Genomic DNA, 24,404 nt, shown 5'->3' on the forward strand with positions numbered 1-24,404 from the left:
TCTATGAATAACACCGAATGGCAAGCCCTCAAGCTCAGGCTTAAAAAGTACGTCGCGATTTTCTTCCTGATCTGCCTTGCAGGGGCGCTCACCTATGGCTACGTGCACAAACCTGAACTTCCTCCGCAAATAGTCCTGAAGCAAAACTTCATACCGGGGGAGTGGCTTTATATCGTGGAGGAGGCGAGGGACCGTTCAGACCCCAAGTGGTTAAAGTTCTACATGGATCATCGTGAATCGACTGACGAAACCATGAAGGTGTATTTGGGCAAGACCCCGCCCTTCCTGGTCTCGGATACTGACTTGAAAGACGTGGAAATCCAGCGTGTCCCCAACGGCCTGCATATCAAGCTGAAAGGTGCTATCTCGGATTACCGCAGCGACCTTTACCTGAAAGACGGGGACACTTACACGACTTACCGTGTAAGCCTTGAACAAGTCGAAACCCGACCGCCCTTGCCGAGCGGCCGGTGAGCCTATTTCAGTAAAGCGATCACTGTGCAGGCCAGCATGATCAACAGCGCCGGCCACTGCATTGGTATGAAAAAGAAGTGGTGGCGAACGCCATCGGGGTGAAGCTCGCGATTCAACACAAAGCCCAGCACAACGTTGATGGCTGAACCAATACCCAAGCCCATCAAGAGTTGCATGAGCGATGTATTTCCGGGCTTAACGCTGGGATCCGGCCATAACCACGTCAGTAACAGCACCATGGCCAATGGTGTTAACAGAGTCACCCAGCCTGCGCCGCGATAGATCATCGTTGGATGCTCATCTCGAAGACATTAGACGCTGGCTCGCGTGCCTGCTTTTCAACTGCCAACACGACATCGAGCGCATTGAGCAACAGGTCATGGCTCAGGATACCGGTGGCGATGGTCGACAATACGGGCTTGCCGTTCTCGTCCTTTATCTCCGTATCAGAGAACTGCTATTGCGCACTGCTTACGGAGCAGTTGCGACTCAAGGCAGGGGTTACTAACTAACCTAGTTCATAAAATGGATCTTTATAAGGTGCTTGCTCGTGCAGCTGAAATGCTAGGTTTTGGATATGCTCTGACCAAGCGACTTTTGATACCCATTCTTCCGGTATCCCGGACGCGCCATAAAGGGCACCAGCCAGTTGTCCGGCTACTGCAGCTACACTGTCAGCGTCATCTGCAAGATTAGCAGCTAACAACACTGCGTCTTTAAAGTTGTCAGTGTTCCACACTGCCCACAGTGCTGCCTCCAAAGTATCAATGGCGTAGCCACTAGAACGGATCTGATCACGGGTTTTTTGTTTGTATTCACCTGCATTGATGATGGTTGCTCGCGCTAGAAGGGGACGAACCATAGGCTGGCACATCTCTATCCTATCTGCGCCATTGAGTGCCAAGTGCAATAGTGCGCTCAAGAACTCACAGCAGTTCACTGCTTCCAAAGCTCTGTGGGTGGTGCGACTTTGAGTCTGGGCTTCTCGCCAAGTGGATGACAGCATATGCCGCCGAAAGATGGCAACGGGTGCCAGTCTGATTATAGAGCCATTCCCTGCGGTGTTAGGTTCGGTATTCCCAATCCATTTCAGCCTCAGACTTAGCCAACCCTCGAGTGCATTGCGAGTTGCATTCCCGATGTCAAAGCAAACTCCATTTACGCTGTTCCTTCCCTGTTTGTACCACTGGCAGAGCCTATCTAGATAATCTATATAATCAAATCTGCCGTTTGCCAGATAAGTGTCCGCTAAGCACAACGCCATGCTTGTATCATCGGTCCAGTCCCCAGGCTTTAAGTTAAAGGGTCCGCCGCCTACCATATCTTTTACCTGCTTTGCATCGCGTGGCAAAAACTCAAGAGTGGTGCCTACAGCATCTCCTACAGCCAGCCCCAACAGAGCTCCTTTCGCTCTGTCAATGGATTGGCTGTGGGTCAGAGTGGAGGGTCTAGACATCTCCCATTCAGCCTCGACATAATCTCTGCTGCCTGTATCACAAGGGTAGGAAGGCGGCTGCAAGTGATCGTATCGATGAGCGTGCTCGGTTACGATCAGCGTTGGGCTATGAAGGTCGATCATGGGATCTCTTACTAGTAGTAAATGAGTAATTGAGCCTGTTTCAATCCGGTTTAAAGTCTTAAAGATGTTCCAGGCCTGTACAGTACTTGCGCCTCAGACCACTCAGTAGAAACTTGATATCTTTGCCCGGCACGCCGCGAACTAGCATTTTCAACACAAAGCCCAGGACAACGTTGATGGCTGACCCAATACCCACTGCTAGCAAGAATTGCATGAGCGATGTATTGCCGGGCTTAACGCTCGGATCCGGCCATAACCACATCATTGACAGCACCATCGCTAATGTTGTGAACAACGTCATCCAGCCTGCGCCGCAATAGATCATCGTTGGATGTTCAAGTCGAAGACATTAGCGGCTGGCTCGCGTGCCTGCTCTTCAACCGCCAATACGATATCGAGCGTATTGAGGAACAGGTCATGGCTCAGAATGCCGGTGGCGATGGTCGACAAAACGGGCTTGCCGTTCTCGTCCTTGATCACCACGTTTTCGGTCCAAGTGCCCAGATTCACTGTGCGCAACGACGACATCGGCACTTTGTTGCCTTGGTACTCGAGGAAGTCGCGGTGCACAACAATCGGCGCCGTAGTGACTTTGAGGAAGTTGCCGGTCACTCGCTTGCCCCAGACCTGCTTTGAACTGATGCAGTTGAAGGTGACCGAGCGGCCCGACTCCAGCGCTTCGGCCACGGCCGGCAGCCGCGCCCGTACGTGTAAATCACGGACCAGTTCCTGAAATGCCTGGAAGCCTTTCAATGTATCGACCACTCGATGAAAGGGTTCTGAGGCATTACGACGATAGGCCAGGTTTGTGATCAGGCCGGTCAATACAGTTTGCCCGGAGCTGAACAGGTACAAGTCCTCTATCTCGGTAAACGCCGTGTAGTCGCGCTGGTCTTTAGTGATGCGCACGATGCCGTTTCCATAAACTTCGTAGTGGGTACTACGCAGCTTTTTTTGCCAAACGGTGGTACCCAATAGGCATAGCCCGATAGTGGCCAACAAGCCTATGGTGAAACTAAACAGTTTGTGTTCGCCTGAGAAATTGAGGGTCATGCCGCGGGACGTCTGGAGAGTCACCGGGCCGTGATCGCCCATCGGCACAATCGTGGACAGATAGAAGACGAACGCGGCGAGGCCCAAAAATACAACGGCCAATATCAGGCCGAAAATCAAAAAGGCCTTGCCCTGGCGGAACGTTGCGATCAGCTCACCGGTGTCGGGAGAAGTGTGGGAGTTGTTTGGTTGCATGAGTGTTTGCGTCCTTGTCTTTGAATGGATGCGCGGCCTTAGGCGCGGGGCAGGGCAGGTGGTGCTTTTCCTAGAGAGTGGAGCGGTGTAGCTGGATTCATGGCATGCCCGGCGTGATGACTATCAACGCTTCCTGTGCCCATGCTGTTTTGTTGAGCTGCTCCCCAACCTTGCTGGTCGGCGGCGGATGCGACAGCGATGGGGGACAGAGACAGCTAATGTTGCATGCAGAGCTCATATAACCGGGTGCGCAATTCGGCGAACTCATTGTTTTCGTCGATCAAGGGCTGTCCGTTACAGTACAAAACGATGTCGGTCAGGGACCCCATTCCTCCATACAGTCCGATTATTTGCGAGAGTGCGAAATCATAGTCGTGAGGCAGATTTGCTCGATAATCATCAAGGTGCTCAGCCCATCCGTCTTTGTTCCCGGCACGTAGCAACGCGGACATGCGGGTCATCGTCGCACTTATCGAAATGCTGTTTGTCATCCCAGAGGCCCTGATCCGATTACGCCAGCTCAACTCAACTACCAGGGATTACAGGCTACGTTTCCCGGCAAGTCCCTGGTCCGAAGGTGATTTCAGTAATAGGCTCGGCCTGGCTGCTGGAGTAGCTGTAAGTGATCTTGTTTCCCAGCGCTAGCATGAGCAAATAAGCAGTCTGGCTGCACAGCGCCTTCTGGATCTGTTGAGTCAGGTAACTCTCGTAGTACACCCGTTCACCTGGGCGATTTGCATAAACAGAAAGCGTGATCTTGTAGAGCACGGTGTGATCGGCATAGCTGATATTGTCGATGCGGGTCATAGGGTCGAGCATGATGGGAAGCTGTTTCTGTTGCTCGGCAATCACGGCTTCAAGCGCTTGCTCACTGTCCTGAGCGTAGGTCGGTGTTATGCCGCAGAAGGCTATCGCTGAGGCAATCAAGCATCGGATTAAGCGGGTCAAAATAACGTTCCTTGTTGTCGTTTACACGATTGGTGATTCAGGCGTAAATCTTTCTGCATGGAGGTCTGTATTGTGAATCAGGCACAGGATGACTCGTGGCTCACAACGGCGATTTCTGTGAACCATTCCGCGTGCCGTTGACTTACTTACCTCGATCGTACTCAGCTTTAGTCATCTCCTCACCGTAGCGAAGAGCGTCATTGAAAAGACGGTTCTCGTGCGGAACGGGCTCGCGGCTTTCCTGCTCTCCATAGAACCGCACAAATACCAGCTGGGAAGCGTGGTCCCATCGGTAAGTGACGTCCTCGAATGGGTAATCGACGTAAACATCTTCTTTAGCAAAGCGCTCCCCCTTGTTGATGCCCATTACAATCCCCTCACTGTGTCGTAGTAAGCCTTGCTTTTCGTGACAATAGCCTCGGCACCGCTGGAAGTTGGATTCATTGTTCGCCAATCCTCATAGTAAGCATGTCCAAGACCGCCCGGCACACCGGCCTTGGAGGCCACGGCGTCATAGGTGTCGCTACCCAACAGGTTTCTGGCCAACGCCTCAGGCTCTTTAGCAAAAATCATTTGGGGAGAGTTCACTTGAATTTCACCGGGTATGCCGGCTTTGGTCATGAACGATGAATTGACCCCACTGTAGCCAAGTGGGTCTGCAGCACCATCGATGATTTTCACCTTGGCACCGCGTTCCGCCAACTCCTGAGTAACTGACGCAATTTTGTCTGCGGGCACAATGATCGTGTTACGTGCCAGGTCCTTGATCTTTGTAGGGTCACCGCCGTAGTCATTGGCGATCTTTTCCAATGCTCGCGCCCTTGATTTGATCGGTGCTTTTGCAACCGTGCCGCCGTACTTGGCAGCGATCTCATCAGCCACGGCGTCTATCTCGGCCTTGGCTGCACCGGCCTTTGCATAGATTTCTTCGAAGGTTGGGCGTGTTTTGGGTGGTTTGGTAGATTTGGAGCTCTCGTTGGGCAGCGGTGGTTCAGGCTCAGCCTTTTTCAATGGCGTCACATCTTTCGCCTGCAATTCCGGCTGAGCCAGAATCTTCTGTTCATTGCGCGCTAACCACGCCGCGAATTCCTTGTTCGAAATGTCGGCCTGTAGCCTGGCGCTGCGGGTAGCGATGCTCTCCAGACTGTTCATCACGCCGGCCTTCATCTGCCCGCGCGTCAGATAAGTCACGATGGCCGTTAGCAGCAGCATCACCAGTTGCTCTTGCCCGCGAGCCAATTGCCGAGCGGCGCGTTCGGTGCGTTCCTGGACCTGCGCAGCGGAGCCGCCAGTCGGGTCAAGGCCTGTGGGTTTCAAGCCATCTTCGGCGTGCCAGGCGGTGGCGAGTCCTTCCTGCAATGTCGACAAGCATGCAGGCAGGCCCTTGTAGAAATACTCCGCAATGGCCGACAGACCCAGTGCCATGAGAATCACGTTGCCCACTTGCAGGCCGATCCCCGCGCCAGCCACGGCCCCGGGTGCTGCACCAATACCAAAAGCCCACGCGCCTGCAGCGCCGCCAAGAGCGCCACCCACTGCGACGCTGCCCCCAAGGATCATCACCACTTGCTGCACCAGCTTGATCAGTACCGGCAGAATTTCCTTGATGTTGATCGACGCCCATTTGCGGGTGAGATCGGACTGCATGATCGGGTAGGAGAGGGCCATCGCCTGCCGGACGTGATCGATACGGGCTCCGCCCATGTAGCCGTACGCCTGGCTGACGCCGTTACTGAGCCGGCGGCTCATACCGTCCCAACTGTCGTTCGCGCTCTGCAAGCCGCTGCTGACGCCTTGGTTGAGGGCGTTAAATTGTTCGTCGAGGTTTCGCTCGATGTCGTCCCAGCTTGGCACGTTGGTTAATAGGTCCATTTACACATCACAGTCCTTGAGGGGGAAGCGCTGGACAGCGTCCCGATGGGCGTGTCTGTTGCGGCTGACCGTTATGGCTAGCAAGTCGCCAGCAGTAGACGTCAAGTCCGCTATCGACCGCTAACGTACGATTTAATTTCCGGCGATGCGCATTTTTCTCAGGTTTTTTACACTCGGCAATGATGGCAGAACACCGTCACTCAACCAACTGATCGCTATAGCCCTCGGCCAGCGCCTGTGATTACGGGCACTTCGACACATTCACCCGCCGGTTAAGAAATTTCAAAGGGGATCCACCATGTTGCGCGACGCTCCGCAAAATCGATTCACCGGGTTGACAGCGGGAGGCGCATAAGTGTCTCCTTTGCCGCTGTGAAACATCTGTAACGATTCTGAGAACGTGATGTCGTTCGCGAATTCCGTTGCCTGGTGGCACTTTCGCATTGCAGCGCGGTCGCAGTGTCCAGCAATTGAATGTTTACCCGGAACCAGGTGGCGTTGCTGCCGATTGCGCACATGCGCGCGGACCCAACCGTCGATTCCGAGACTGTTGTTTTAAAGAAGCGTCTGTAGCTCGGGTCTTACGTGATTGTAGGAATGCCCCCACGGCCGATGGCGAACCCGCCCGGTGGCGCGTCATCAACCCGTTAGCGACGATGCAACAAGGGCTCCGGCCCCCTTGTCGGCTCGTAACCTGTTGTTGCTGAGCATGGCGGTAGCGTTCTACCCCGTGCCATCCAGGAGATTTATATGATGATGGACCTTGCCGCGTTGCTCTCGCCCCAGAACCGGCGCCTGTTCAAGTTCAATAACCTCGCCAACCCGGAACAGCAACTGCTGCTCGAAACCTTCAAAGGTCGGGAAGCGCTGTCCCAGGCGTATAGCTTCGAGCTGCTGCTGATCTGCGAAGACTCCGGCGTCGAGCTCAAGTCGATGATGGGGCAACTGGTCACCATCGAAATCGAACTGGCCGACAGCACGCCGCGCTATATCGCCGGCTACCTCACGCGCTTTGCCAGCACCGGCAGCGACGGCGGCATGGCCCGCTACACCGCGACGCTCAACCCCTGGTTCTCGATGCTGAAAAACCGCTTCGACACGCGGGTTTTTCAGGGCAATACCGTCGAGGAAGTGGTGACCCAGGTGTTCGCCCTGTGCCCGGCATTCTCCCGCCATGAATTCCGCCTGACCAAGCCGCAAAAGCGCTACACCTACATCACCCAATACCGTGAAACCGACTTCAACTTCGTCCAGCGTCTGCTCGAAGAAGAAGGGATGTTTTACTACTTCGAGCACACCGCCGAAGGCCACACCATGATCATCTGCGACGACTCCAGCATGCTGCAGCCGTTGCCGGAACAACCGCAGATCCGCTTCCACACCGCGTCCGTCACCGAGACCGCAGACTCCATCACCAAGTGGAGCGGCAACCGCCAGTTGCAGGCGGGCAAGATGGCCGTGCAGACCTTCGACTACCGTCAGCCCAACAACCGTCTGCCCGTCGGCATGAACAGCCTGAACAAGCAGGGCGACGTCGAGACGTTCGAGATCTACGACTTCCCCGGCCAGTACACCCACGGCACCTACGACGAGGGCGAAACGCTGTTGCGCCTGCGCATGGAAGCCCTGGAAATCCGTGGCAAGAAGTTCGAAGGCGCAAGCAACTGCCGTGCGATGAAGCCTGGCTACACCTTCGAGCTGGTGCAGCACTACGACCACGATCAAGGCTCGGCCGACGATCGTCAGTTTCTGCTGATGGGCGTCGAAAGCGAAGGCCACAACAACTATTTGAACGGCCATCAGGCGAGCTACTACAACACCTTCTCCTGCGTGCGCAAAAAGATTCCCTTCCGCCCGCAACTGTCCACGCCGCGGCCGACCATCTCTGGGCCACAGACCGCCATCATCGTCGGCCCGCCGGGCGAAGAAATCTTCACCGACGAACTCGGTCGCGTGAAAGTCCAGTTCCACTGGGACCGCAACGGCAAGTACAACGACCACAGCTCCTGCTGGGTCCGCGTCGCCCAGTCGGGTGCAAGTGGCGGTTTCGGCAGCATTCAGATCCCGCGTGTGGGCGATGAAGTGGTGGTGGTTTTCCTGGATGGCAATCCGGATCGCCCGCTGATCATGGGCAGCGTCTACAACAGCAAGAACACCCCGCCGTGGTCGTTGCCGGCGAACAAGACCCAGAGCGGCTTCCTGACGCGCTCGACCAAGGGGCACGGCGGTACGGCGAACTTCTTCCGTTTCGAGGACAAGTCCGGCGCCGAGCAGATCATAATGCACGCCGAACGCAACATGGACACCGAGATTGAGCTGGATGAAACCCATAAGGTGGGCGGCAATCGCGAGATCGCCGTCAACGGCACTCACACAGAAGTAATCAAGAAAGACACGGTGATGAATGTTCAGGACGGCTCGTTGACGATTCAGGTCGACAAGCAGTTCGTCCAGATCAGTGCGCAGACACACATCATCCTTCAGGTGGGATCCAGCAGCATCAAGATCACAGATGGCCGTATCGAGATCACCAGCGATTCGGTCGATATCTTCGGAAAGAACGACACCTTCGTTCACGGCAAACGGGTCGATATCAACAAATGAGAAACTCGTCGATTCCCGGCACCCGCACCAGCATGTACGACCGCATCTCGGAGAAGCGCCTGGCAGCCGAGGCGCTTGCTCGCGAGGAAGCCGAGCAGGCTGCCGCTGTGGCGGCGATTGCGATCACACATGAGCCCGCGCCCGTGTTGCCGCTGCAACCCTCGCGCAATGAGCTGAAGATTGCCGGGCTGGCCTTGGTGATGCCCCACCTCCTGGCATTTCGGGATCTCGACATGACGCTAGAGCGAGAAGGCCACCCGGTCACGTTCAGCGCGAAACGTCGACCTGCGCCGGAAGGGTTGACGCTGGAGCGATCCACCGAGCTCTACGTCGACAATCTCCGTAAGCACCACAGCGACGTCACTGTAGTCCGCCAGAATGATTGCCTGTTGGCGGGTAGCCCCGCAGTGTCACTGGATTACGCGTTCAAGGTAGGCCAGGAACGTCGGCACGGTCGAGCAACCAGCGCAGTCATTGCGCCGGCCAATGGTAACGAGCGTCAGTGGTTCAGCGTGTCGACGGTGATCAATCCCGACCAGCCCGCATTTGCCAACTGGCTGATCGAGTTCGACGAAATGCTGGGCCGCATCGCCGCCTGCTGAAATCTTTTTCTTATTACTTATGGAACACGCCTCCAATGGACTATCAGCTTCAGGAAGGATCGATCGTACTGCCGGAAGGCTTTCAGGACCGCACGGTCAACATGTTCGTGCTTGGCACTACGATTCCCGCGCCGCTGAACGTCACCGTCTCCCGTGACAACATGCTCCCTGCGGAAGACCTGAATACCTACATCGATCGTCAGATAAAACTGATTGCTTCAAAACTGCGCGGCTACACCTCTCTGGGAAAGAAGCCCGCCACGTTGTCTGCACAACAGCCGTTGGCCGGTATCCAGATCGATGGCTACTACATGGATGCCGGTCGACCTTATTACCAGCGTCAGGCCGGATTTGAAATTCAGCCAGGTCGCATTCTGGTGTTTTCCACCACGAGCCAGACAGACTTCAGCGCCGCACAAACTGAAAGCTGGCTGCAACTGCTCGCCAGTTTCCAACCCCGCCAGACCCAGGATTCCCCTGCTGAAAACGCCGAGCAGGAATAACCATGTTCGAAGCCGCTCGATGGAACGACGAAATTGAACACACCGGCGCACTGGCCGGGTTTCTGGCAGGCGCAGTCGTCGGTTTGGCGATTGCCGCTTATGCCGCCACCATGGTGTGCTCGGGAGGCACCGCTGCTTTCCTGATGCCCATCGCTCTGGGGCTTCTCGCCAGCGCGCTGCCGGCTTTGGGGGAATATTTCGGCAAGATGTTCAGCTCGCCGGCCGGGGAGATCCAGCTCCCCGGCTGCTCGACCGATGTGTACATCAACAACCGCAATGCCGCGCACGTGGAACTCAGCCTCGGCCGGTGCGAAAAGCATCCTGCGCCTGTTCAGGTCGCCGAGGGTTCATCCAACGTCTTCATCAATAGCGTGGCTGCAGCGCGCAAGGATGACAGGCTGACCTGTGGTGCACGGATTTCAGGCGGCTCGAACGATGTGTTCATCGGGGGCGGCACGGTTCAATACCTTCACATCGACGACGAAATCCCGGGTTGGCTTCGCGTCGTTGTCGACGTGCTGATGATCGTGGCATCGATGGGTAAAGCGCTGGTATCAGTCGCCAAGCTGGGCCTGACGCAAGGGTTGAAAGCTGCGGGGCCGTGCGCACTGCGCTTCGGCGCTACCGTTGCCGCGAGCTACCTCACGGGCACCTACATCATTGGCCCGGCAGTCGGGAAAGTCCTGGGCGGGATGATTGGCAATCCCGTCGACCTCACAACTGGGCGCAAGCTGTTGCTGGACTCAGGCGAATCCGACTTCGTACTGCCCGGCCTGATGCCGATTGAATGGTCCCGCTTCTACGCCAGCGACCTGACCGTCGACAGCGTGTTGGGTCAGGGCTGGGTCTTGCCCTGGGAGCAGAGCCTGCGCCGCAGCGGAAGCTTCGTTTACCTTACCGACAACCAGGGCCGCAGCGTGCCCTTTGTCGACATCGAGCCCGGGGAGCGCATTTACAACCCCTACGAGCAGATTCATCTGGTCCGTACCCTGGGTGGGCATTACCTGCTGCAAACGCTCGACAACGTGTTTTTCTACTTCGGCGAAGTGCCGGACGACAACACTTCGGTGCCGTTGCAGCGTCTGGAAAATGCGCTCGGTCATTACCTGCATTTCACGCGCACGGTCGACGGCACGCTCACCGACATCAGCGCGCCGGGCGGCGTGCGGATTCACCTGCATTACGACAACCCGCTTGGTCGCCTGACCGACGTCAAACGCATCGTCGACAACCTGGCTGTGGAAACCCTGGTCCAGTACCGCTACGACGACAACGGTCAGCTCATCGAAGTCATCAATCGCAATGGCGATTGCATGCGCCGGTTCAGTTATGCCGAAGGCATGATGGCCAGTCATAGCAACGCATTGGGTTTGAGCTGCAACTACCGCTGGGAGACCATTGATGGCCAACCGCGCGTGGTTGAGCATTGGACCAGTGACGGCGAACACTTTCATTTCCGCTACGACTTCAAAAACAGAATTTCGTGGGCGGTTGACGTCCTCGGGCGCGAACTGGAAGTGCAGTACAACGAGGACAAACGGGTTATCGCCAGTCGGGACTTTGGCGGTGAGCGTTACGGCATCGATCTGGATGAAGCGGGCAACACGACCGGCATCAGCCTGCCGGACGGGAATCGTCTGACGTTCAAGTACGACGAATTTTCGCGCCTGATCGAAGAGACCGACCCGCTCGGTCGAAGCATTACCTACAGCTACCACCTCAGTACCACCTTGATCACCGAAACCGCCTTCCCGGACGGCAGCGTCTGGAAAGCCCGTTACGACGACAAGGGCAATCTCATTGCCGAAACCGATCCGCTGGGGCACAAGACCGAGTACCTCAATAGCGAAGATGGTCTGCCGCACACCATTATTGATGCGACCTACAAGTCGAAATATCTGTGGTGGAATGGCTTGGCGCAGGTCGAGCGGTTTCAGGATTGTTCGGGCAAAAGCACGTTTTATAGCTATGACGATCGGACTCATCTGATCGCCGTCACCGACGCGTTGAATCAGACGACACGGCTAGAGCGCAAACCCGACGGCGAAGTGGTGCGTATCGAGCACCCGGATGGGACTGCCGAGTCGTTTACCTACAACGCTCTCGGCCAAGTTCTAACGCACACCGATGGCAAGGGTCAGACCACAAGGCTGTTGCGTACGGCACGAGGTCTGCCAAGCAGCCGTCAGGACGCAAAAGGTCAGCGCATTCGCTATGAGTACGATAAAGCGATTCGGCTGACGGCACTGGTCAACGAAAACAACGCGGCTTATGAGTTTGCTTACGATGCGTCTGATCGACTGATTGAAGAGAAACGCATCGACAACCTGACGCGCAGATTCACCTACAACTTGGGTGGGCATCTGACGCGGGTTGATGAAATCGGCTACGGGGACAGGGCAGAGCGACCGCAGCGCAGCACCGAGTTTGAGCGTGATGTGATTGGCCGATTGTTGGCGAAGGTCAATCAGGATGCGCGGCAGGATTACGGGTATGACGAAGGCGATCGGCTGCTGTCGATTGCGCGACTGCCCACGGGGATTGGTAAAAAGCTCGGCATCGGCGAGGAAACGCTGGAGTTTGAGTACGACTTACTTGGCCGCCTGATCAAAGAGACCACGCCGCAAGGGGCGCTGGCCTACGAATACGATCCTCTCAGCAACCTGACCACGCTCACCTTACCGACGGGCCAACACCTCAATCATCTGTACTACGGCAGTGGTCACCTGCACCAACTGAACCTTGACGGTTTGCTCATCAGCGACATGGAGCGCGATGATCTGCATCGCGAGGTCTATCGGTCCCAGGGCAAGCTAACCAGTTGTTTTGGTTACGACGCGATGGGCCGCAAGAGCTGGCAGTTCGCATCGACATTGCCAGCTGACAAGCTGTCGCAGATCCAGAATCCAGGCATCAACACCTCGCTGCTGGTGGATCACGCATACAACCCGATTCATCGGCGTTATGAGTACGATCCAGCGGGCGAACTGACCCGCACGCTGGACAAACTGCGTGGCGAGATCAAATACGAATACGAAGCCAACGGCCAACTGCACAGTCGTGACACCGGTAAACTCGTCGACAGCGAAGAGTTCCGATACGACGCAGCAGCCAACCGGCTGAACTTCAACACCAGCCAGTTCGATCAGGTCAAAGACAACCGCATCAAGCAATGGCGCGATCAGGAATATACCTACGACGCTTGGGGCAACCTGATTGAAAAACGGTCGGGGTTAACCAAGCTGCAGGCGTTCACCTACGATTGCGAAAACCGGCTCGTGCGTGCGGAAACGATGGTTAACAGCCAGATGCACAGCGTCGGTACGTACCGGTATGACAGCTTGGGTCGTAGGGTTGGCAAGACGTCCGAGATTGATGGCCAGACTGAGCACAAGCACTTTCTCTGGCAAGGCCTGCGGATGCTGCGTGAGGAAACGCCTTGGCAGAGCAGCCTCTATATTTACGAGCCAGGAAGCTATGCGCCACTTGCCCGGGTTGACCAGAGCGAAGGTGAGGCAGAGCGGACGCTTTACTACTTTCATACCGACCAGATTGGCACGCCGCTGGAGATGACGGATGTCGATGGCCAGATCGTTTGGCAGGCGACTTACAAGGCGTGGGGCGAAGTTGAATCGTTGGCGGTCAGCGAGGTTGAGCAAAACCTGCGTTTCCAAGGCCAGTACTTTGATGACGAGACGGGGCTGCACTACAATACATTTCGGTATTACGATCCGGAGGTAGGTCAGTTCATTACTCAAGACCCGATCGGCTTGGCCGGTGGGTATAATCTTTATCGATATGCGCCGAATCCGAATATATGGATCGATCCATGGGGCTGGGCTTTTAAGGGCGTCGATTTTACAGGGTCGCCTGACCTATTTCCGGTAACTGGTAATCAAAAAAATATCGTCACGATCACCATGCAGGGATCCCGGACTCGTGATTTTACTCAAGCTTATAAAGAGGCCGGCATCAAAGTTTCTGCAGCGGACGATTACACATGGCATCATGTTGATGATTTTGATCCGAAAACTGGCAAAACCACAATGCAGCTTGTCAAAACTTCAGCTCACGAAGCCACCTTTCCTCATGGAGGCTCAGTTTCGCAGTTTGAAAAGCATTTTGGACTGCCGTCAAAAGCATATGGTAAAGCCGACGCGGTAGGGATTGCTCAATCGAAGGGATGGCTTAAAGGTCGGGCGCCTAGGGGCGCCTCAACGGTTTGTTAAGGAAGGTGCAGCAAATGTCGCTACTTAAGGTATCTAAAGCTAAACCCCCTGTTGGACTAACTGATATAGAGAGCTTAGAGGCCATAGTTAATATCCAATTACCTAAGGATTTCAAGGAATTTTACTTAAGAAACAATGGGGGCGTACCGGATAAAGATTGGTGGGACAGCGAAGATGAGTACGATCCTATTCGGATAAAAAAATTCAAAGCTGTTGCGTCTAAAGACGATCCTGCCGCGCAAGATACGAATTTTTTGGGAGGTTGCTATGCTCTGATGACCGCAAAGGATGTTATTCCAAGCACGCTGTTGCCATTCGCAAACGATGATGGAGGTAATTTTTTCTGTCTTGATTTAAAAAAAGGTAATGTATGCTTTTTCGCAACGGATTCCTTCGACTCCGAGTGCAGTCCAGCGACCAATCATGCCAACGCATATAGGTGGATCGCTAAAACGTTTGGCTCTTTCATTGAAGGGCTGAAAGATGAATCGGAGATCGATGTATAACCATCGGCCCACCGTTCGTCGCTGGCTCATAACGTCGGTGCAGTTTTAGCATAATTCTTTAAACTTGCTTGTTCAAAGCTGCGTCGTCTATGAGATGGGATGAGACTAAAGAGATAATCTTTCCCGATGTCCGACCGCCGATCTCATCACGTTACTTGATCGGGGTTCGACACACCTATGATTAAGCGTTGCGCTTTTAGTCCACAAAAAATAGCGAATGCATATTTTTCTTGCGAAGGGATTTTTGATGCTGCAGATTTATAAGGCAGGGCCCGACTGGGTTGCTGGGGAGCAATAACCTATACTTCTATGTCCCAAAACCAAGTAGTTGGACCGTCCCGCTAGGGTGGCAGTGTGAGTTGGACGGGGCGTAAGCGCTAATCATCCTGAGATTGCTAATGCGAGAAATGGTGTCGTGGAGCCCGGGAATGTTAATAGCACTATGTCCGAAGAGACACATAACCTCGGCGGCGTCTCCGGGGATAGCCCATTTACATCTTGGACGCGTGATCCGAAAGTTGCTAAATGGTGGGAAGAAAAGGACGGGGCGGGAGGCGTTGTGCTAGGTACTCCTACGGGAGCTCCCAAGCCAGGTGATGCGTGGGCATGGAAGTTTTCTCCAGATGCTTATGGTGAGTCAGAAGTGCTACTGCAAGGGAGTCGATCTGGCCTAAAGGTGTTTGATCCAAATGAACTCTAAAGAGTTATTAGAAAACGCAGACTTTGAAGGGTTCATTAAATCTGGCCACTTTGATCGCCGAACTGCTGAGGTGCTAGCTAAAGCGAAAGTTTTACATGGCCGACTCCCTATTCCTTTAGATCTGAATAGCTACAACGAAGAGGAGTTTCCGACACTCCGTTCCATAATAGAGTTTCGCGCTAATAATCTAAAATTTCAGGGGAGTGTGCTTAACGGTGCGACAAAGTGTCTACAATCTCTAAGGGACAAAGATAATTCTCATAAACGGATTTGGGTAGCGATGAAAGTCCACGAAAATATACTGATTTTTATCGTCAATGTGAGGGCTTACGAAATTGACGGATGCATGTCTTTACAAGTTGTCGAGCCCGATTAGAGCAGCCCGTTAACGGTGTGAAAGTCCCTATTTTATATTTATTCATGAGCGCTGGGCCGCATTAGACGACTGCAGCGCGTTTAACGAGGCTTCTGAGAGTACGTGTTCCATAGAGGACGTCACCAAAAGAACGGTTCAAAGGCAAGAGGTGTGATCTCCCTCGGTGCTTTACGTTCCTGATCGGAGCAAAACTGGCGAATCATGCGAGCCTGAGATCAGCTGGTGCCGGCGTGGCTCTCGGCACCTGTACTGTTCGCGCACAGCCGATGGCAAGCTAACTGACACCAGCGCGACCGGGGGCCTGCGCGTGCATTTGCACTACAACCACCCACTCGGTCGCCTTACCGAGGTCAAACGCATCGTCGGTGACCAAGCGTTCGAAACCTTGGTCACTTATCGCTATGACGACAACGGCCAGTTGAGCCAGGTCAGTAATCGCAACGGCGACACTCTGCGTTATTTCAGCTACACCGATGGCGTTATGACGCGGCACAGCACCGCGCTCGGCCTCGCCTGCGAATACCGCTGGGAAACTATTGACGGCCAGCCGCGTGTGGTGGAGCACTGGACCAGCGACGGCGAACATTTAAATTTTGACTATGACTTCAAGGCGCGCACCACCCGCGTCACAGACGTACTGGGTCGCGAGGCGCGGGTTCACTACAACGCCGATCGCCGGGTCACCGCTAGCCGCGACTTCGGCGGAGAACAGTACGCAATTACGCTGGATGACTTCGGCAACATCGTCGGCTTGACGCTGCCCGACGGCAACCAGCTGACGCTCAAATACGACGAGTACTCGCGCCTGACCGAGGAAGTCGACCCGCTGGGTCGCAGCACGCGCTATCAACATCATCATCTGACCACGCTGGTCAAACAGGTCAGCTATCCCGACGGGAGTACCTGGAAAGGCCATTACGACAATAAGGGCAACCTGATAGAGGAATACGACGCGCTGGACCAGCGCACCGAGTATTTCCAAAGTGATGATGGTTTGGTACACACCATCATCGATGCCAACCACAAGTCGAAATTCCTCTGGTGGAACAACCACGCACAGGTCGAGAAGTTTCAGGACTGCTCTGGAAAGTGCACCACGTACCAATACAACGAGCGCCTGCAGCTGGTTTCGGTCACTGATGCACTGGGTCAGACCACCGAGCTGGAGCTTAAACCTGCGGGTGAAGTGCTGCGCATCAAACATCCTGATGGCACACAAGAAGCGTTTACGTACAACGCTTTTGGACAAGTACTCACTCATACCGACGGCAAGGGCGAGATCATCAGGTTGCAACGCAACGAGCGCGGCCTGCCAAGCTCGCGGCAAGACGCCAAAGGCCAGCGCATCCGTTACGAGTACGACAAGGCGATTCGACTCACCGCGCTGATCAACGAAAATAATGCGACTTATGAATTTGCTTATGACGCTTCGGATCGCCTGATCGAAGAAAAACGCATAGACAACCTGACACGTCGATTCACCTACAACGTGGGTGGGCATCTGACGCGGTTGGATGAAATCGGATACGGGGACAGGGCAGAGCGGCCGCAGCGCAGCACCGAGTTTGAGCGTGATGTGATTGGCCGCTTGCTGGCGAAGGTCAACCAGGATGCGCGTCAGGATTACAGTTACGACGAAGCAGACCGGTTGCTCAGCATTCACCGACGGCCTTCAAGCATTGGCAATAAGCTCGGTGTTGCTGAAGAGACGCTCGAATTCAGCTATGACCCGTTAGGTCGTTTGATCAAAGAGACCACGCCGCAGGGGGCGTTGGCCTACGAATACGATCCGCTCAGTAACCTGACCACGCTGACGTTGCCGACTGGCCAACACCTAAATCATCTGTACTACGGCAGCGGCCACCTGCACCAACTGAACCTCGACGGTCTGCTCATCAGCGACATGGAGCGCGACGACCTGCATCGCGAGGTCTATCGGTCCCAAGGCAAGCTCACTAGCTGTTTTGGTTATGACGCGATGGGGCGTAAGAGCTGGCAGTTCGCATCCACCATTCCGGCTGAAAAGCTGTCGCAAATCCAGAACCCAGGCATCAACACCTCGTTGCTGGTCGATCATGCGTACAACCCGATTCACCGACGGTATGAGTACAATCCAGCGGGAGAACTGACCCGCACGCTCGACAAACTGCGTGGCGAGATCAAGTACGAGTATGAAGCCAACGGCCAGTTGCACAGTCGTGATACCGGTCGTTTGGTCGATAGCGAAGAGTTCAGATATGACGCTGCGGCCAACCGGCTGAACTTCAACACCAGCCAGTTCGATCAGGTCAAAGACAACCGCATCAAGCAATGGCGCGATCAGGAATATACCTATGACGCTTGGGGCAACCTGATTGAGAAACGGTCAGGGTTAACCAAGCTGCAGACGTTCACATACGACTGCGAAAACAGGCTCGTACGTGCTGAAACGATGGTCAACAGCCAGGTGCACAGCGTTGGCACGTATCGGTATGACAGTTTGGGTCGCCGGGTTGGTAAGACGTCCGAGATTGATGGCCAGACTGAGCACAAGCACTTTCTCTGGCAAGGACTGCAGATGCTGCGTGAGGAAACGCCTTGGCAGAGCAGCCTCTATATTTACGAGCCAGGAAGCTACGCGCCACTTGCCCGGGTTGACCAGAGCGAAGGTGAGGCAGAGCAGGCGCTTTACTACTTCCATACCGACCAGATTGGCACGCCGCTCGAGATGACGGATGTCGATGGCCAGATCGTGTGGCAGGCGACTTACAAGGCTTGGGGTGAAGTTGAATCGTTGGCCGTGAGTGAAGTTGAGCAAAATCTGCGGTTTCAGGGTCAATACTTCGACGACGAAACGGGTCTGCACTACAACACGTTCAGGTATTACGACCCGCAAGTGGGACGGTTTATAACGCAGGATCCGATTGGTCTGTTGGGCGGGATGAATTCATTCAGGTACAACCAGAATCCTATCATTTGGATTGATCCTCTCGGATTGGCACCATGTCAGGTGCGAACCGTAAATGGTACAAAAATACATGGGCGAGGCCAAGTTGACGGTACTCCAGGTCATGATCAGTTTTCTGAAGCTATTGCGAATAAGTTAGCAATGAGCGGAAAATTTAAAGATGTGTATTTAAATCGTAGCTATAACTTTGCAAAAGGCCCCGGTGTGTCAGCGCGCCGTCCTGATGTAATGGCTGTCGACTTGAATGGTAAGGTGCATGCAATCGAGTTAGCATCTAAATCTGATATGGGCAGAAAGCTTCCCACGCTGATAACTAGGAATACAGACGCAATGAGTGGCTTGCCTGCTCAGAGTCGAGGGAGGGTTCTTAGGCTAGAGCATCCTTACAATGCTGCTGAAATGAAAAGCATACTTGATTCCTTTATATCAACTTTATAGGTTAATTATGGCTACAGGGATTGCAATTTACGGGGTGGATCGGATTTCTGTTTTGGACGTTTTTGATGAGGCTTTGAGGTTTTTTAATGAGCTAGGCTATCCGATTACTGGGGCAGGCTATGATAGAAGAGGACTAGTGGATGGCGTGGATGATATTGAGTTCGTCGAAGTTTCGCCTAAGGAGCTCAAAGTCCTAATCTCTGAAGGTAAGGTTTTTAATTTTAGAGTCTTCAGCGAGATTAAAAATGTCCAACCTTGGTTTAGTTCGTTTGGCTACACTACCGAAGAATTTGGAAGTTTCTTTTGTATAGATATGCAGTCGGACGTGGGACTCGAAGAGTTAAATATTAAAATTAAAAGTTTTTTGATTTCTGCTTCCGTAAAGCTCAAGTATATCTATGCAATAGTTTACGAGCTGGCTAGTGTTTCGGGTGCGATGTCTTATGCTAGAGGCCAAAATTTCAAAACGATATATCAGTATGAAGACCCGGTTGCTTTTATCGACGATGCGTCTCCGCTATATCTAGGAGGGCGTCAGTATGAGCATGCACGTCTTAGAATGATCTACCCTGTTAACTTTTTAAACGATCAGCACTTGTCTATCAAGATCGGTAGTACGTCCCTTTTGGAATGGATTTCAGAAAGTCCAAGCCACGGCGTAATTACAAAAGTTTTAAATGGATGGTGCTGGGAGGTGGGGCGTGAATATATCGATTCGGTAAATGAGATATGTGGTAAAGCGGGAACATTGTTGGCTTGGAAGCCAAAAAAAGCTGAAACGAAAAAAAAGCTCCCGGGATAACAGTAACGCACAGGTTGAGAAGTGTAAGGACTCCACTGGAAAGCACCACTTGCCGATAAAACGAGCGCCTGCAGTCGGTTGCCGTCACCGATGCGCTTGGCCAGACCACCGAGCTTGGGCTTAAACCCGCGGGTGAAGTGCTGCGCATCAAACATCCTGATGGCACACAAGAAGCGTTTACGTACAACGCTTTTGGACAAGTACTCACTCATGCCGACGGCAAGGGCCAAATCATCAGGTTGCAACGCAACGATCGCGGCCTGCCGAGCTCGTGGCAAGACGCCAAAGGCCAGCGCATCCGTTACGAGTACGACAAGGCGATTCGTCTCACAGCGCTGGTTAACGAAAACAATGCTGCGTACCGATTTTCCTACGATGCCTCGGATCGCCTGATCAAAGAAAAGCGCATCGACAACCTGACACGCCGATTCACCTACAACGTGGGTGGGCATCTGACGCGGTTGGATTAAATCGGATACGGGGACAGGGCAGAGCGGCTACAGCGCAGTACGGAATTTGAGCGTGATGTGATTGGTCGCCTGCTGGCGAAGGTCAACCAGGATGCGCGTCAGGATTACAGTTACGACGAAGCAGACCGGTTGCGCAGCATTCACCGGCTGCCTTCAGGCATTGGCAAGAAACTGGGCGTTGCGGAAGAGACGCTAGACTTCAGCTATGACCTGCTAGGTCGTTTGGTAAGAGAAACTACATCTCAAGGTGCGCTGGCTTACGAATACGATCCGCTCAGCAACCTGACCACGCTGACCTTGCCGACAGGCCAACACCTCAATCACCTGTATTACGGCATTGGTCACCTGCACCAACTCAACCTCGATGGATTGTTGATCAGCGACATGGAGCGCGATGACCTGCATCGCGAGGTCTATCGGTCCCAGGGCAAGCTCACCAGTTGCTTTGGCTACGACGCGATGGGCCGCAAGAGCTGGCAGTTTGCATCCACCATTCCGGCTGAAAAGCTGTCGCAGATCCAGAACCCAGGCATCAACACTTCGTTGCTGGTCAATCATGCGTACAACCCGATTCATCGGCGCTATGAATACGACCCGGCGGGAGAGCTGACCCGCACGCTCGACAAGCTGCGTGGCGAGATCAAGTACGAATACGGATACGAAGCCAACGGCCAACTGCACAGCCGTGACACCGGTCGCTTGGTTGATAGCGAAGAGTTCCGCTACGACGCTGCCGCCAACCGCCTGAACTTCAACACCAGCCAGTTTGATCAGGTCAAAGACAACCGCATCAAGCAATGGCGCGATCAGGAATACACCTACGACGCTTGGGGCAATCTGATTGAAAAACGGTTGGGCTTATCCAAGCTGCAGACGTTCACCTACGATTGCGAAAACCGGCTGGTGCGTGCTGAAACCTTGGTTAACAGCCAGGTGCACAGCGTTGGCACGTACCGGTACGACAGCCTGGGTCGCCGGGTTGGAAAGACGTCCGAGATTGATGGCCAGACCGAGCATAAGCATTTTCTCTGGCAAGGACTGCAGATGCTGCGCGAAGAAACACCGTGGCAGAGCAGCCTCTATATTTACGAGCCAGGAAGCTACGCGCCACTTGCCCGGGTTGACCAGAGCGAAGGTGAGGCAGAGCGGACGCTTTACTACTTTCATACCGACCAGATTGGCACGCCGCTTGAGATGACGGATGTCGATGGCCAGATCGTGTGGCAGGCGACTTACAAGGCATGGGGTGAAGTCGAATCGTTGGCCGTGAGTGAAATTGAGCAGAATCTGCGGTTTCAGGGTCAGTACTTTGACGATGAAACGGGGCTGCACTACAACACGTTCAGGTATTACGATCCGGAGGTTGGGCGGTTCATTACGCAGGATCCGATTGGATTGGCTGGTGGGCGGAATCTTTATCAGTATGCAAGCAATACGATCGCATGGATTGATCCGCTAGGGCTTACTCCTTGTAAGGGGAAGCCATCAGAGCGCAGCGCAGGCGGTACCGGTGCTAAGTACGATAAATTAGAGGGCCAGGGGCTTTATGTACTAACTGATAATGGCAAAATAAAATATGTTGGTCGTGGTGATGCCACGGCACGTTTGGGTAGACATGCGGTAACTGATGGTAAGTCTCACTTAAGGCAGTTTGTGATTTTTGATAATAACTTGACAAAGGCCGAGGCTAAATTTCTTGAGCAAAAAATCATGGTCCTTAATGGTGGGGCTAAATCTACGAACCGGGGAACTAATCTACTCAATGAAATCAGGTCCTACAGTCCGGCTAATACTAACTCAGTAACGTATGATATAGCAGGACATAGCTCCGATTGGGGGGATAAGGTGTTAGCCGACGCATTGAAAAAGATGAAGGATATAGGGTTATGAGTTTAAAGCAGGTGGTAAATAGTGGTGACTATTTCACAATACCGATGTCTGACGGGAGGCAGGCAGTATGTCAGGTAATATGGATCGGAAAAAATAGCTCAGGTCAGAAATTCAAGCGAGTATTTGCGTTTTGTGTTTTGTCCGTCGGAGACGAAAAAGATATTCCCGAGAAAGTAAGTTACTTGAGTTTTCAGGATCATATGGGGACTTACGAGGTGATTTTTACTGCTGTGGATAAACTTTTTTCTGGCGATTGGCCTGTGATTGGTAGTGGTCCAATAGTAGATCAGAAAATGGTGAATTTTGAGTTCAATATGGCAGGGAACCTTTATCTTCGTGGTGAGTTTGTGAAGGTCCTTCCTAGCGAGGAATATAAAAATTATCTGACAATGGGCATTTCTGGGTACGTCTTGGTCGACAGGCTTTTAAGTCAGCATTAATACTCGAAATGCCGGCAGGCTGATTATTAAATAAAGCTCAGTTACAGCGTGAATATTGGGCAGTAATCAATATGACATGTTGACCCGCGGTGTCATGATTTTATGCGCCTCGGAAGATGTGTTTATCGGGGGCGCATGGTTCGGTCCCTTTGATATTGATGACGAGATTCCCGGCTGGCTTCGCGTTGCTGGAGAGGTGCTGATGATCATCGCCTCAATGGGCAAAGAGTTAGTATCAGTGGCCAAGCTGGAGTTGACGCAAGGGTTGGAGACTGCAGGGCCCTTCGGCGCCACCTTCGCCACCAGCAGCGTCGCGGGCATCTAAGCAGAGGACCGACAGTCGGATGATTCTTCGTCAATATTATCGGCTATCCGGTCGACGCCACGACCGGACGCAAGCTTCTGCCTAATTAAGGCGAAACCGACTTTGTTTTCCCGAAATTATGCCTGTTGAATCGTCTCGCCTTTACGTCAATGCATACGATCCGCCCAGCAACCTGACCACGCTGACATTGCCGACTGGCCAACATCTCAATCACCTTTACTACGGCAGCGGTCATCTACACCAAGTTAACCTCGATGGTCTGCTTATCAGCGACATGGAACGTGATGATCTGCATCGGGAGGTCTATCGGTCCCAAGGCAAACTCACCAGTTGCTTTGGTTATGACGCGATGGGGCGCAAGAGCTGGCAGTTTGCTTCAACGTTGCCTGCTGAAAAGCTGTCGCAGGTTCAGCACCCAGACATCAACACCTCGTTGCTGGTCGATCATGCGTACAACTCGATTCATCGGCGATATGAATACGATCCGGCGGGAGAGCTGACCCGAGCGCTCGACAAACTGCGTGGCGAGATTAAGTACGAATATGAAGCCAATGGTCAGCTGCATAGTCGAGACACCGGGTGCTTGGTGGATAGCGAAGAGTTCCGATACGACGCTGCGGCCAACCGACTGAAGTTCAACACCAGCCAATTCGATCAGGTGAAAGACAACCGAATCAAGCAGTGGCGCGATCAGGAATATACCTACGACCCTTGGGGCAACCTCATTGAAAAGCGCTCAGGGCTGAGCAAGCTGCAGACCTTCAGCTACGACTGCGAAAATCGCCTCGTGCGCGCGGAGACGATGGTCAACAGCCAGATGCACAGCGTTGGCACGTACCGGTACGACAGCCTGGGTCGTCGGGTTGGCAAGACGTCCGAGATTGATGGCCAGACTGAGCACTAGCACTTTCTGTGGCAAGGCCTGCGGATGCTGCGTGAGGAAACGCCTTGGCAGAGCAGCCTCTATATTTACGAGCCAGGAAGCTACGCGCCACTTGCCCGGGTTGACCAGAGCGAAGGTGAGGCAGAGCAGACGCTTTACTACTTCCATACCGACCAGATTGGCACGCCGCTTGAGATGACGGATGTCGACGGCCGGATCGTTTGGCAGGCGACTTACAAGGCTTGGGGTGAAGTTGAATCGTTGGCCGTGAGTGAAGTTGAGCAAAATCTGCGGTTTCAGGGTCAGTATTTCGACGATGAGACGGGCCTGCACTACAACACGTTCAGGTATTACGATCCGGAGGTTGGGCGGTTCATAACCCAAGATCCGGTGGGCGTTGCTGGTGGGTGGAATCTTTACCAGTATGTAAACAATACGATTGCATGGGTCGATCCGTTAGGGCTTACCCCGTGCATGGGGAAGCCATCACAACGTAGCGCAGGCGGTACCGGTGCTAAGTACGATCCTGTCAACGGCCAGGGGCTTTATGTGCTTACTGAAGGTAAGT

Annotated in this window: 17 protein-coding genes and 3 pseudogenes; 13 read left to right on the plus strand and 7 right to left on the minus strand. The window is 53.8% G+C overall.

Going from position 1 to position 24,404, the window contains the following annotated elements; genetic code table 11:
• The first annotated feature begins 3 nt into the window (after positions 1 to 3).
• On the plus strand, positions 4 to 474 hold the full coding sequence (locus tag ACYAR8_RS17525) for a hypothetical protein (RefSeq protein ID WP_463580537.1): 471 nt from the start codon (positions 4 to 6) through the stop codon (positions 472 to 474).
• A gap of 2 nt (positions 475 to 476) precedes the next feature.
• Here the strand turns inward: ACYAR8_RS17525 and ACYAR8_RS17530 are convergent, their stop codons facing one another.
• The 7 genes from ACYAR8_RS17530 to ACYAR8_RS17560 form a co-directional block, all read right to left on the minus strand.
• On the minus strand, positions 477 to 761 hold the full coding sequence (locus tag ACYAR8_RS17530; protein ID WP_463580538.1) for a hypothetical protein: 285 nt from the start codon (positions 759 to 761) through the stop codon (positions 477 to 479).
• Positions 762 to 982: 221 nt separating this feature from the next.
• Positions 983 to 2,053: an ADP-ribosylarginine hydrolase Tri1 gene (gene tri1 / locus ACYAR8_RS17535; RefSeq protein WP_463580539.1), complete on the minus strand. Its 1,071-nt coding sequence runs from the start codon at positions 2,051 to 2,053 to the stop codon at positions 983 to 985.
• Between the two features lie 321 nt (positions 2,054 to 2,374).
• Complete coding sequence (locus ACYAR8_RS17540) at positions 2,375 to 3,301, minus strand: hypothetical protein (protein ID WP_463580540.1); 927 nt, start codon at positions 3,299 to 3,301, stop codon at positions 2,375 to 2,377.
• Between the two features lie 215 nt (positions 3,302 to 3,516).
• Positions 3,517 to 3,792 carry a DUF6966 domain-containing protein gene (locus ACYAR8_RS17545; protein ID WP_410928980.1) on the minus strand — a complete coding sequence of 92 codons (276 nt, stop codon included), beginning with the start codon at positions 3,790 to 3,792 and terminating at the stop codon, positions 3,517 to 3,519.
• A gap of 55 nt (positions 3,793 to 3,847) precedes the next feature.
• Complete coding sequence (locus tag ACYAR8_RS17550) at positions 3,848 to 4,249, minus strand: hypothetical protein (RefSeq protein WP_463580541.1); 402 nt, start codon at positions 4,247 to 4,249, stop codon at positions 3,848 to 3,850.
• A 142-nt stretch (positions 4,250 to 4,391) separates the two neighbouring features.
• On the minus strand, positions 4,392 to 4,616 hold the full coding sequence (locus tag ACYAR8_RS17555; RefSeq protein WP_463580542.1) for a hypothetical protein: 225 nt from the start codon (positions 4,614 to 4,616) through the stop codon (positions 4,392 to 4,394).
• The gene (locus tag ACYAR8_RS17560) at positions 4,616 to 6,121 is read right to left on the minus strand and encodes a DUF6861 domain-containing protein (RefSeq protein WP_463580543.1); all 1,506 of its coding nucleotides are present in this window, start codon (positions 6,119 to 6,121) and stop codon (positions 4,616 to 4,618) included. Before ACYAR8_RS17560 ends, ACYAR8_RS17555 begins: the two co-directional genes overlap by 1 nt.
• Before the next feature lie 750 nt (positions 6,122 to 6,871).
• Here ACYAR8_RS17560 and ACYAR8_RS17565 point away from each other — a divergent pair.
• The 12 genes and pseudogenes from ACYAR8_RS17565 to ACYAR8_RS17620 form a co-directional block, all read left to right on the plus strand.
• Positions 6,872 to 8,725, plus strand: a complete 1,854-nt coding sequence (locus ACYAR8_RS17565; protein ID WP_463580544.1) for a type VI secretion system Vgr family protein — start codon at positions 6,872 to 6,874, stop codon at positions 8,723 to 8,725.
• Entirely contained in the window at positions 8,722 to 9,327 is a 606-nt protein-coding gene (locus ACYAR8_RS17570) for a hypothetical protein (protein WP_463580545.1), read from the plus strand. The genes ACYAR8_RS17565 and ACYAR8_RS17570 overlap by 4 nt, the downstream gene beginning before the upstream one ends.
• 35 nt (positions 9,328 to 9,362) lie before the next feature.
• On the plus strand, positions 9,363 to 9,830 hold the full coding sequence (locus ACYAR8_RS17575) for a DcrB-related protein (protein ID WP_074887915.1): 468 nt from the start codon (positions 9,363 to 9,365) through the stop codon (positions 9,828 to 9,830).
• Positions 9,831 to 9,832: 2 nt separating this feature from the next.
• Positions 9,833 to 14,059 carry an RHS repeat-associated core domain-containing protein gene (locus tag ACYAR8_RS17580; protein WP_463580546.1) on the plus strand — a complete coding sequence of 1,409 codons (4,227 nt, stop codon included), beginning with the start codon at positions 9,833 to 9,835 and terminating at the stop codon, positions 14,057 to 14,059.
• 14 nt (positions 14,060 to 14,073) lie between these two features.
• On the plus strand, positions 14,074 to 14,565 hold the full coding sequence (locus ACYAR8_RS17585; protein ID WP_463580547.1) for an SMI1/KNR4 family protein: 492 nt from the start codon (positions 14,074 to 14,076) through the stop codon (positions 14,563 to 14,565).
• Between the two features lie 689 nt (positions 14,566 to 15,254).
• Positions 15,255 to 15,641, plus strand: a complete 387-nt coding sequence (locus tag ACYAR8_RS17590; RefSeq protein WP_463580548.1) for a hypothetical protein — start codon at positions 15,255 to 15,257, stop codon at positions 15,639 to 15,641.
• A 244-nt stretch (positions 15,642 to 15,885) separates the two neighbouring features.
• A pseudogene (locus tag ACYAR8_RS17595) lies at positions 15,886 to 19,026 on the plus strand (RHS repeat-associated core domain-containing protein); the annotation flags it as partial.
• 7 nt (positions 19,027 to 19,033) lie between these two features.
• Positions 19,034 to 19,828, plus strand: coding sequence for a hypothetical protein (locus tag ACYAR8_RS17600; RefSeq protein WP_463580549.1), 795 nt, complete (start codon positions 19,034 to 19,036; stop codon positions 19,826 to 19,828).
• Positions 19,827 to 21,765: pseudogene (locus ACYAR8_RS17605) on the plus strand (RHS repeat-associated core domain-containing protein); the annotation flags it as partial. The gene ACYAR8_RS17600 and the pseudogene ACYAR8_RS17605, both read left to right, overlap by 2 nt.
• 419 nt (positions 21,766 to 22,184) lie before the next feature.
• A complete protein-coding gene (locus ACYAR8_RS17610) occupies positions 22,185 to 22,628 on the plus strand; it encodes an Imm26 family immunity protein (protein ID WP_463580550.1) in 444 nt (147 codons plus the stop codon).
• Between the two features lie 76 nt (positions 22,629 to 22,704).
• Positions 22,705 to 22,953: a hypothetical protein gene (locus ACYAR8_RS17615; RefSeq protein WP_463580551.1), complete on the plus strand. Its 249-nt coding sequence runs from the start codon at positions 22,705 to 22,707 to the stop codon at positions 22,951 to 22,953.
• Between the two features lie 274 nt (positions 22,954 to 23,227).
• Positions 23,228 to 24,304: pseudogene (locus tag ACYAR8_RS17620) on the plus strand (RHS repeat domain-containing protein); the annotation flags it as partial.
• Positions 24,305 to 24,404: the final 100 nt, after the last annotated feature.

Source organism: Pseudomonas sp. HP_01 (genome assembly GCF_055284355.1).